At 56.4% G+C, this 11,159-nt stretch carries 9 protein-coding genes; all 9 read right to left on the reverse strand.

From position 1 onward, the window contains the following. Positions 1-296 precede the first annotated feature (296 nt). Positions 297-1,247, reverse strand: a complete 951-nt coding sequence (gene mraY, locus Q2B33_RS18700) for a phospho-N-acetylmuramoyl-pentapeptide-transferase (protein ID WP_296466289.1) — start codon at positions 1,245-1,247, stop codon at positions 297-299. Between the two features lie 21 nt (positions 1,248-1,268). Further along, positions 1,269-2,993 carry a penicillin-binding protein 2 gene (locus Q2B33_RS18705; RefSeq protein ID WP_300565017.1) on the reverse strand — a complete coding sequence of 575 codons (1,725 nt, stop codon included), beginning with the start codon at positions 2,991-2,993 and terminating at the stop codon, positions 1,269-1,271. Between the two features lie 62 nt (positions 2,994-3,055). After that, positions 3,056-5,254 carry a penicillin-binding protein 2 gene (locus Q2B33_RS18710; protein ID WP_300815838.1) on the reverse strand — a complete coding sequence of 733 codons (2,199 nt, stop codon included), beginning with the start codon at positions 5,252-5,254 and terminating at the stop codon, positions 3,056-3,058. 45 nt (positions 5,255-5,299) lie between these two features. Continuing rightward, on the reverse strand, positions 5,300-5,806 hold the full coding sequence (locus Q2B33_RS18715) for a cell division protein FtsL (protein WP_300565021.1): 507 nt from the start codon (positions 5,804-5,806) through the stop codon (positions 5,300-5,302). A gap of 65 nt (positions 5,807-5,871) precedes the next feature. Continuing rightward, positions 5,872-6,801, reverse strand: a complete 930-nt coding sequence (rsmH, locus tag Q2B33_RS18720) for a 16S rRNA (cytosine(1402)-N(4))-methyltransferase RsmH (RefSeq protein ID WP_300565023.1) — start codon at positions 6,799-6,801, stop codon at positions 5,872-5,874. A 15-nt stretch (positions 6,802-6,816) separates the two neighbouring features. After that, the gene (mraZ, locus tag Q2B33_RS18725) at positions 6,817-7,248 is read right to left on the reverse strand and encodes a division/cell wall cluster transcriptional repressor MraZ (RefSeq protein ID WP_296466227.1); all 432 of its coding nucleotides are present in this window, start codon (positions 7,246-7,248) and stop codon (positions 6,817-6,819) included. Positions 7,249-7,754: 506 nt separating this feature from the next. Further along, on the reverse strand, positions 7,755-8,624 hold the full coding sequence (lgt, locus tag Q2B33_RS18730) for a prolipoprotein diacylglyceryl transferase (protein ID WP_300565026.1): 870 nt from the start codon (positions 8,622-8,624) through the stop codon (positions 7,755-7,757). A gap of 86 nt (positions 8,625-8,710) precedes the next feature. Further along, positions 8,711-9,808: a redox-regulated ATPase YchF gene (ychF, locus tag Q2B33_RS18735; protein WP_300565028.1), complete on the reverse strand. Its 1,098-nt coding sequence runs from the start codon at positions 9,806-9,808 to the stop codon at positions 8,711-8,713. Positions 9,809-9,884: 76 nt separating this feature from the next. Further along, positions 9,885-11,018 carry a site-specific integrase gene (locus Q2B33_RS18740; RefSeq protein WP_300565030.1) on the reverse strand — a complete coding sequence of 378 codons (1,134 nt, stop codon included), beginning with the start codon at positions 11,016-11,018 and terminating at the stop codon, positions 9,885-9,887. Positions 11,019-11,159: the final 141 nt, after the last annotated feature.

Genomic DNA, 11,159 nt, shown 5'->3' on the forward strand with positions numbered 1-11,159 from the left:
TTCAATACCGATTCCAGTTCTATACTGCAGACCGCCAGGATTTACAGTGGTGTCCTCCGGGAAATTATTTGGCTGGCGGTCTGCAGTCCGGTCGCAATGCAAATTTAACCGGTGCGCAGTATCTTTCAATACCGATTCCAGTTCTATACTGCAGACCGCCAGGATTTACAGTGGTGTCCCCCGGGAAATTACTTGGCTGGCGGTCTGCAGTCCGGTCGCAATGCAAATTTAACCGGTGCGCAGTATAATTCCGGTTCCGCTTCTGCCCCTCAGGGCACATTGCCTCCCCTGCCGCCTCACATTCCCCCCAGGGCCAGCAGGCACATCAGAGCCGTAATGATGGTGAACAGCGCCGTGATCCTGGTCTCCGACCATCCGCAGAGCTCGAAGTGGTGGTGCAGGGGCGCCATCCGGAATATCCGCTTTCCCCCGCTCAGCTTGAAATAGCCCACCTGCAGGATGACGGAGCACACCTCCACCAGATAGATGACGCCGATAATCGCTATGTACAGGGGCATCTGCAGCATATAGCCGCAGCCTGCCACGAACCCTCCCAGCGCCAGAGATCCCGTATCCCCCATGAACACCGCCGCCGGGTGGACGTTGAACAGCAGAAATCCCATCAGCGCCCCCGCCACGGCGCATGTCACCGGCTCTATCCCCGACGAGGTGCCGATGGCCACCACGGAGAAGAACACCGCCACCATCAGCGTGACGCTTCCCGCCAACCCGTCCAGCCCGTCCGTGAAGTTCGTCCCGTTGGCCGTCCCCAGGGTGACGAAGAACAGTATGGGGATGTTCCAGACGCCGAAGTCCAGATACCTGCCGGACAGGAAGGGGATCCGCATGGCAAGGCTCACATCCGTATAGCGGGTCAGATACCAGGCGAAGACCGCCGTGACCAGGAGCTGCCCCAGGAGCTTCTGCCAGGGCGTAAGCCCCATGGACCGTCTGCATACTACCTTTATGTAATCATCCATCAATCCCACCAGGCCGAATCCAGCCGTCAGCAGCAGGATCGGCGCTATCCTGGGGTAATCCTTCAGGAACAGCAGGGAGGTGGCCGTCACGCTGAACAGAATCAATATGCCTCCCATGGTGGGCGTGCCCATCTTCTTCAGATGTGCGGCAGGCCCGTCGCTCCTGACCATCTGGCCGCATTTGAGCCAGCGCAGGAACGGAATCAGCACCGGCCCCAAAACGGCGCTGGCAAAGAAGGAAATCATCACTGCTGTTATACTGCCCATCATCTCTCCCTCCCACAAATATCATTGTATGCCCAAATAGGGAAGAATATTCTCATAAAGCTGCCGGACAATCGGTGCCGCCACCTGACTGCCGTAGTACACCCCCTGTGGATTGTTCACGATGGCGATGGCGATCACCTGGGGATCCTCCGCCGGGGCGAAGCCGATGAAGGAAGCGATGTAGCGTCCGCTGCCCCTGGGAAGGGTCTGGCTGGTGGCGGTCTTGCCTCCGATGCGGAAGCCCTCCACCTGGCCGTTGGCGCCGCTCCCCTCCTTCACCACCATCTCCAGGATCTCCCGCATGGTGGCACTGGTCTCCTCGGACAGGATGCCCTCCGACACAGGGTACTCAAAGCGCTCCTGCACGTTCCCCCCGGCGTCCACGGTCTGTATGCCGAAATGGGGCGTGATCCGCCTGCCTCCGTTTATGATGGAGGAAACGGTAGTCAGAAGCTGTATGGGCGTAATCTGGAAGGACTGTCCGAAAGCCACGGTGGCAAGCTCCACATTGCCCATGTCCTCCTTCCTGTGCATGATGGTCCCGGCCTCTCCCGGGAGATCTATGCCTGTCATCTTCTTCAGGCCGAATTTCTCGAAATAGCTGTAGTAACCCTCCACCCCCAGCCGCAGCCCTACGGTGATCAGGGCCGGGTTGCAGGAATTCATCATGGTGTGGGTGAAATCCTGGCTGCCGTGGCCGGATCTCTTGTGGCAATGGATCCTCCTGTCGTCCACCGTGATGAAGCCTGGACAGCTGAAGCTGCTCTGGGGCGTCACCACACCGGCCTCAAGGCCCGCCGCCGCGGTGACGATCTTGAAGGTGGATCCCGGTTCGTATGTATCGTTGATGCAGCCGTTCCGCCAGATGCCGTTCAATATGTTCTGGGATTCCTCCTGGCTGATGTCGTCCGGCGTCCCCTCCGGCAGCTCGAAGGGATTGTTCAAATCGAATTCCGGCACATTCACGCAGGCGTAAATCTCCCCGTTCTGCGGATTCATCACCAGGACGGACACGCTATCCGCCTCCTTGGTGGCAAGGGCCTGTTCCGCAAGCTGGGTGGCGTAGGACTGGATGTTCCTGTCCAGGCTGATGCAGAGATCCAGACCGCTCACCGGTTCCCTGCGCCTCTCCCCCGCCGCCTCCACCTCGATGCCCTTGGCATCCGTCACTGTCAGGATCTCCCCTGGCTCCCCCTGCAGGTATTCATCGTAGACCACCTCCAGCCCGATGATCCCCTGGTTGTCGCCTCCGGTGAAGCCCAATACCTTGCTGGCCAGGTCGTCGTAAGGGTAATACCGCTTGTAGTCCTCATCCACCTTTACCCCGGCCAGGTCGTACTCCCGGATCCTGTCCCCCAGTTCCTTGTCCACATTGCTCTTGATGCGCTCCATGGCGGAATATTTCTCCACCCTTTTCCGCACATAGTCCTCGGACAGCTCCAGCTCTTTGGTCAGGATCTCGATGACCTCCTCCGGATCCTCCAGTTGGTTGTGGATGACGGATATGGTGCACACTGTCCTGTTGTCCGCCAGCACCGTGCCGTTGCGGTCAAGGATGCGGCCCCTGGCCGCCTTGATGCTGCGCTCCCTTTCATGGAGCTGGTCGGCCATAGCGGAATAGTGCTCCGCCTCCCATACGCACAGGTACACCAGCCTTCCGAGCAAGCCTGAGAAAATGCCGGTACAGACAAGGAAGATGGTCAGGATCTTCTTTCTGTGGAATATTTTATTGTTGTCTGTCAGCATGTATGCCTCATGGTAAGGTCTTACTATACTCTATTCCCGTCCCCATGAGGTTATGATAAGGTTTATTCCTCCATATTCGGATTCGTGGGAAGATTGGGGTTCACCGGTATGTCGGGATTCGGCACCGATTCGCCCTGGGTGGCGGGCGGTGCGCCGCCTTCGCCCTGGCCGCCTTCGCCGCCCTCTCCCTGGCTTCCGCCCTCGGGGCTCTGTCCGCTTCCCTGGGGATCGCCGCCTTCCCCACCGGCTCCCTCCCCGGCTCCGCCCTCGCCGCCTTCCGCGCCCTGACCGTCCTCAGCGCCCTCTCCGTCCTCCTGGCCTCCCTCGGGGGCCGACGGGGCGTACTGCCCGATAATGGACTGCTGCAGCGCGTCCAACTCCTGCTGCTCCTCCTCCGTGACCTCCTCGGTCATGAAGATGTTCAGATAGGGAAGAGCCTCGGTGAGGATGTTGCGCACGATCTTCGTGGCATACCTGGCATTGCCCTGCTTGTCGGAATTGGGCCTGTCCACCACCACGTAGATCGCCACCTGGGGATCGTCCGCCGGGGCATAGCCGATGAAGGACACCACATGCTCCGTCTCGGAGCGCTTGTGGGTGTTCGGGTCTATGGTCTCCGCCGTCCCGGTCTTGCCCCCTATCATGTAGCCCGCCGGCCTGGCCGTCTTGCCGGTGCCGTATTCCACTACAGCTCTGCAATACTGCCTGATCAGCTCGGAGGTGGATTCGGATATGGTCTGCTTCAGGACTCTGGGCTCGATGTTCTGCACCGTAGCGCCGTTCACATTGGTGATCTTGTTCACCACATGGGGCTCATAGTAGTAGCCGCCGTTGATCAGGGAGCAGAACCCCGCGATCATCTCGATCATGGTCACATTGAAGTTCTGGCCGAAGCTGTTGGTGGCCAGGTCCGTAGGCCCCATATTGTCCGCCACATAGACCAGGCTGGCGGTTCTGGCCTCCCCCGCCAGGTCGATATTGGTCTTCAGGCCGATGTTGAAGATCTGCTGGAACTCGCAGAACTCGTCCTTCCCCAGGGCCTGGGCGATCTTCATCATGGACACGTTGCAGGAGTTGGCCACCGCCTGTTCCAGGGTCAGCCACCCTTCCGGGCCGTTGTGGCACTTGATGTCGTAGTCGCCGATTTCCATGACACCGTTGCACTCCAGATTCAGATCCGGTGCTATCACGCCGTCCTCCAGGGCGGCTGCCACCGTAAAGGGCTTGGCGGTGGAGCCCGGCTCGTAGGTGCCTGTGATGCAATAATTCTGCCACAGGTAGTTCAGGTTCACGTACAGCTGCTCCTCGCTCAGGCCATTCACCACCTCCTGGGTGATGATGGTGTCCGTCTTCCTGATCTCCGTGTACCCGGCCGCATTGGTCACTTCCTCCAGCAGCCTGGTGCCCAGAAGGCTGTCCGTGTTCCGCACATCGTTCAGGTCATAGGGGGGATAGCTGGCCATGGCCAGGACTTCCCCTGTATTCACGTTCATCATGACGCAGCCCGTGTTCTCCGCGCCGTTTCCCGATGTAAAGGAGTCCTTCTGCTCATCGTCGAACTGCTTTAAGTATTTCTCCACGATCATCTGCAGGTTGGCATCGATGGTGGTATGGAGATCATAGCCGTCCACCGCGGATTTCACGGTGCGCTCCAGGTTCAGGTCGTCGTTCAGATAGCCGTACTCCCTGCCGTCGATTCCATTTAAGATATCATTGTAGTATTCCTCCAGCCCGTATTTTCCCACATTGTCCCTGCCGGAAAATCCTATAACGTCCGCCGCCAGGGAATTGTAAGGGTAGATCCGCCGGTACTCCTCCTCGAACCAGACCCCCTGTATATTGGAATCCGCGCTCTGGGCCTCCTGGAACCCGCTGATCTCCTCGTAGGTCAACTGCCTCAGCGGCACATACCAGGATGAGCTCTTGTTCTTCGTGACGTGCTCTCTGACCTCGCCCATGTCCAGGTCGAAATTCTCGCCCAGGGCCTTCAGAGTAGGCTCCAGATACTGGGACTTGTAGTTCATCACCTTGGCGTCTATGACCAGGTTGTACACCTTCTCGCTGGTGGCCAGCCTGGTCCCCTTCACATCCAGGATATTCCCCCGCCTGTAGGGAATGGCGGTGGAGGTATACTGCTGCTGGGAGAGCACCTGCTTCTGGTAGTCCGTCTCGTTTTCCCTTGTGATCCACACCAGCCGGACTGCCAGGCCAATGAACATGGCCAGCAGCAGGATGAACAGAACCACCAGCTTTTTCTGCATTTTGATTGAAAATTTCTTGACTTTCCTGTTGGCCATCTTCACCCTCTATTTGCCGCTTCCGGTCACCCGGCGCATGTAATCGCCTTCCTGATTCTCGTATTCCACGATCTGGCCTTCCTCCGCATAGCCCATGCCCAGCTCCCCGATGGCCACCCGCTTGATTTCCTCCAGGTCGATGCCGCTGATGATTCGGTTATACTCCTCGTCATTGGAGAGCTTCAGGCCGTTGAGCTCGCTCTCCATGTCGGCCACGGTCTTGGTCAGGGTGGTCAGATCCGACTGCAGTTGGATATAGTTCACCAGAATGAAGGCCGCCGCGCACAGAGCCGCCGCCAGGAACATGACGTAGCCCGCGCTCATATGCCTGGCCTTCTCCCGGTTCTTGCGTATTTCCGGATGGAGCTTTCGCTCCGGCGCCTGCTCCCACTGCTCCTGTATATCGAATTTCCTCGCTGTATTTCCATGGATGTACCCGCCGCGGTTCCCTCCCCGGTACGCCCTCCTGTCCTCCTCATATGCGTTCTGCCGATAACTCCTTCTATTCTGGCCCATATCAATACCCGCTTTCTTTGTCTTGATTTCATGCTCCCCGGATATCTGTAAATCCGCTTCATCTATCACGTTTTTTCGAATACCCGCAGCTTCGCGCTCTTTGAGCGGCTGTTCTGCGCAAGCTCTTCCTCTCCGGGCAGAATGGGCTTCTTTGTCACCACGGTGCCCTTCGATACCTTTCCGCACACGCACACCGGAAATTCCGGCGGACAGGTGCAGGGATTCTCGTTTTTCCGGAAAGCCGCCTTCACCAGGCGGTCCTCCAGGGAATGGAAGGTGATGACACACAGCCTCCCGCCCGGATTCAGTATATCGATGAAATCATCCAGCGAGTCCCGGAGCACTTCCAGCTCCCTGTTGCACTCAATCCGTATGGCCTGGAAGGTCTGCCTGGAGGGATGGCCGTCGCGGCGCATCCTGGCCGGAACTGCCCCCCGGATAATCTCATTTAATTCAAAAGTAGTCTCGATGGGCTTCTCCTGCCTGGCTCTGGCAATGTGCTTCGCGATAGCTTTCGCGAAACGGTCCTCCCCATAATCCCTGATGATGCGGCAGAGGTCGCTCTCCGGATACCCGTTCACGATATCCCTGGCTGTCAGCGTCTGTCTGCGGTCCATGCGCATGTCCAGCGCAGCGTCGAAGCGGTAGGAAAAGCCCCTTTCCTGATTGTCGAACTGGTAGGAGGATACGCCGAGGTCGATTACGATGCCGTCCACACCTTTCACGCCCTCCGCGGAGAGCGCGGCCCGCATGTTGCAGTAATTGTCCCGCAGAAGGGTGGCCCTGTCCCCGAAGGCAGCCAGCCGCTCCTTCGCCGCCGCCATGGCCTCGCCGTCCTGGTCGATGCCGTAGAGATGGCCGCCTCTAAGCCGGCTGCACACCTCCAGGGCATGTCCGCCGCCCCCTAAGGTGCCGTCCACGTAGATGCCATCCGGCTTGATATGAAGCTGTTCGATGGTCTCCCTCAAGAGCACGGAGTAATGCCGAAATTCCATGGATGCCCCTCTTTCCTAAATGGTCAGCCCAAGGTTCATCACCCCCTTGGATATCGCGTTGATGTCTATGGAGTCATTGTTGGCCTGCCATCTCTCCAGGCTCCAGATTTCGATGCGGCCTCCCATGCCGGCCAGCACCACATCCTTCTCCAGCCCCGCGAAATCCCGCAGATCCTGGGGCATCAGGATACGGCCCTGCTTGTCCACAGTCACGGGCTGAGCCCCCGACAGGAAGAACCTGGCGAACTGCCTGGCCTCCTCGCTCATCAGGGGCAAGGATGCCAGCTTCCCCTCGAAGACCTTCCAGTCGTCGTTGGCATACACATAGAGACAGCCGTCCATCCCTTTCGATACCACGAATTCATCCCCCAGGACCTCCCGGTATTTCGAGGGAATGCTCAGCCTGCCCTTGGGGTCGATCGTATGATTGTATTTGCCCATGAACATTCCAATCACCACCCGCCAACGCCGGAACCGCTACCGAATCCTCGCATTCCGACCCCTTTTTGGACTTTCATCCCACTTTATGGGTTTTCATGCCACACTCATCCCACTACCCTATTGATTTTAATATACAATCAGGCATTTGACAAGACGAAAGTTTGTGCGATTGGGGACTGCATAAAATCCTGTGAGGAGAAAAAAGAAGAACTTTGTCGATGCGGGTACAAGATATTGTGTGTTTCAAGGATTCTTTTCCCAGATATAGTTCTTGGGTCAAGTCGAATTTTTTGGAAATTTTATAGAGGTCTTCTTGAACTGCATAAAACAAAAGGATGCGGTACATGGCTGTATCGCATCCCACAATAATCCGTATAGGAATCCTTTTGCCGGATTCCGGGCATGTCCCTCCGGGCCATGCCCATGGCCAAAACTTACGCGCCAAAGCAGCCGGCATACGCCCCAATGGGCGGCCTGCCATGAAGCGCCACATAATCATCCGAAAGGCTTCCTCACTGCTTCTTCTCCACTTCCGCTCTCTTTTTCCGCCTCACGATGATGTCAACCGCCACCGCGAAGATCAGCATCAGGAGGGCCAGCACCTGGGACACGGGGACCTGTGTGCCCGGAATGAAGAGCGTGTCGGTGCGGATGCCCTCGATGATGAACCGCCCCAGCCCGTAGCCGCCCAGGTACAGCAGGCAGATTTCCCCGTCGAAGCGCTTATGCTTCCTGAAGCAGAGCAGCAGCACCAGCACCAGCAGATTCCAGGCGCTTTCATACAGGAAAGTGGGGTGGACATTGATATAATTGGCCCCCTCCGGGATATGGGCCGCTATGTTCTCGGAGATGTCCCTGGCCCGCACCGCCTCGATGGGAAGCTGCATGGAAAAAAGGCCGTCATAGTATTCCCCGAAGACCTCCCGGTTCATGAAGTTTCCCCAGCGGCCGATGGCCTGCCCCAGAATCAGTCCCGGCATGCAGGTGTCGCCCATCAACAGGGGGCTCTTCTTTTTGATCCTTCCGTAGACGAACAGGGTGATGAACGCGGCGATCACCGCCCCATAGATGGCCATGCCGCCGTTCCTGGTGTTGAAGACGCTCAGCAGATTGTCCTTGTAATAATCCCAGGCGAACACCACATAATAGATGCGCGCCCCGATGATGGAGAAGACCACCGCATAAATGGCAAAATCCCAGTAGTCATCCGGATTCTGCCCTGTCACCTTGGCCATGTGTGCCGCCATGAGGATGCCCGCCAGCACGCCCATGCCGATGATCAGGCCGTAGAAGGCAATGCTGAAGCCAAAGATGCTGAAGGACTTGGGCACGTCCCTCAGATAGATTCCCAGGTTCGGAAATGCAATATCGCCAACATTCATACTTTTATTCCTTTCTCACACCGGCTCCCCTCCGCCCGGGGAAGAGCGCCCTGCACTCTCCCGGCTGTCTGGAAGCCCTTTATGCACTATACGTTGAAGCGGAACAGGATGACATCTCCGTCTTTCACCACATAGTCCTTGCCCTCTATGCCCACCAGCCCCTTCTCACGGGCGGCAGACAGGGAGCCCTGCTCCAGGAGGTCTCGGTAGTTCACCACTTCCGCCTTGATGAAGCCTCTCTCGAAGTCGGAGTGGATCTTCCCTGCGGCCTGGGGGGCTTTGGTGCCAATCTTGATGGTCCATGCTCTGGTCTCGTCCTCCCCCGCGGTGAGGAAGCTCATCAGCCCCAGGATATGGTAGCTGGCCCTGATCAGCTTCTCCAGACCCGATTCAGAAAGGCCCAGCTCCTCTAAGAACATGGTCTTCTCGTCCTCGTCCAGCTCGGATATCTCCTGCTCGATCTGGGCGCAGATGACGAAGACCTCGCTGTCCTCCTGCCCGGCGAATTTCCGCACCTGTGCTACCTTCTCGTTGGAAGCGCCGTCGTCGGCCAGATCCTCCTCCGCCACATTGGCGGCATAGATGACAGGCTTGTAGGTCAGCAGATTGTATTCCCGGAGCATCGCCCGCTCATCCTCGTCATCCGCCTCCATGGTCTTGGCAGGCTTCCCGCTCTCCAGATGCTCCTTGATCCGCTCCAGCAATGCCAGCTCTTTGGCGCAGGTCTTGTCCATCCTGGCCGCCTTGGAGACCTTGGACAGCCTCCGCTCCAGCACCTCCAGGTCGGAGAAAATCAGCTCCAGATTGATCGTCTCGATGTCCCGGAGGGGATCGACGCTGCCGTCCACATGGATTACATTCGTGTCTTCAAAGCATCTGACCACATGGACGATGGCGTCCACCTCCCGGATATTGCTCAGGAACTGGTTGCCCAGGCCCTCCCCCTTGGAGGCCCCCTTCACCAGGCCGGCGATGTCCACGAATTCTATCACCGCTGGGGTGACCTTCTTCGACTGGTACATGTCCCCCAGGAGCTTCAGCCTCTCGTCCGGCACGGCCACGATTCCGATATTGGGGTCGATGGTGCAGAAGGGGTAATTGGCGGATTCCGCGCCCGCTTTGGTCAGTGAATTGAACAGTGTGCTCTTTCCTACATTCGGTAGGCCGACTATGCCTAATTTCATATTCTGATATCCCTGTCCGAAAATCCCTTGTCTATTATGGGTTTTCGCCTTTCTCCATATTTTGCTACACAATCTACTACACAACTTTCAGGGCACTTTCGATTCTTTCCACCTCTTTTGCCCTCTCGTCCTCGGTCACATGGACGTACAGGTTCATCGTAATGCCAACGTTTGAATGGCCCAGAATCACCTGTAAGGTCTTGGGACGCATCCCGCCCTCAATACACCTGGTTGCCATCGTGTGCCTTAAGACATGCATGGAAAAACGTGGTATGCCGGCCTTGTCGCATAGCTTGAACAACGTGGTGTCATAAGCGGAATTCTTTGTCGGTTCGCCTTTCCTGCACAGGAACACAAACTCCGAAAACTGCATATTGACCACTTTTGCTTCTTTAAGCTTCTCTTTCTGCCTTTTCAAGATGGAGATTGCCTCTTCTGTCAAAGGTACGTCCCGATAGCCTGCTTTGCTCTTCGGTTCCCCAATCCGCCATTCGCCGACATTGTGCCTGTATTCCATGCTCCTCTGTATGTGCAGGACGCGCTTTTCCCAGTCGATGTCTGACCATTTCAAGCCTATCATCTCGCCTGTCCGCAATCCTGTCTGCAATACGAAAGCATACTGGTTGTAGTTGCTGCTATCTTTTGCGGCTTCAAGAAATTTCCTTTGCTCGTCAACAGTTAACGCCCTGACGTTCTTAGGCTCTTCCCCAATGTTGTACTTAACGGCTTTCGTTACTGGATTCTTATATATCACATCATTTTCAACAGCGTCAGCGAACATACAGTACAATGTGATTCTTGTCTGATATATGGTGGACGTTTTATAATCATCCTTCATCTGGTTCAAGACATGCTGACAATGCATCGGCTTTACCTCGGACAGCAACATGCTCCCGATACACCTCTTTACATTATGTTCGAACCGTTCTTTATAATTCCTTATCGTATTTGGCCTTATGCTGTCGCCTTTGATGTTCTCAATCCAGTAATTGAACCATGCCGTCACCGTCATGTCTCCAGATGCATTGATCCCGCCATGTTCATCCTTAAACCTTGCATCTGCATACCATTTACGGCATTCCTGTAGCTTTGGGAAATACCTCTGAACCGTTTTCCCTGTTCTTCTGCTTACGAATCTGGCTGTATACAGACCATCCTTTCTTTGACAGATTCCGACTCCTAGCTCTTTTCCTTTTAAGTCTTTGCCCATGGAACCAACTCCTTTCTGCTATGGCCTAACGAAAAGAGTTTGATACAATTTAATATTATACCATACCGCAGCCGCTGGCTGCAATCAAATTTAAAAAGAATCTTCAATAAGTCTTTTGGGGTCTTTTGGCAAAGCCTAGAA

The sequence above is a fragment of the uncultured Acetatifactor sp. genome, from assembly GCF_948601915.1.
Lineage (GTDB): Bacteria > Bacillota > Clostridia > Lachnospirales > Lachnospiraceae > Acetatifactor.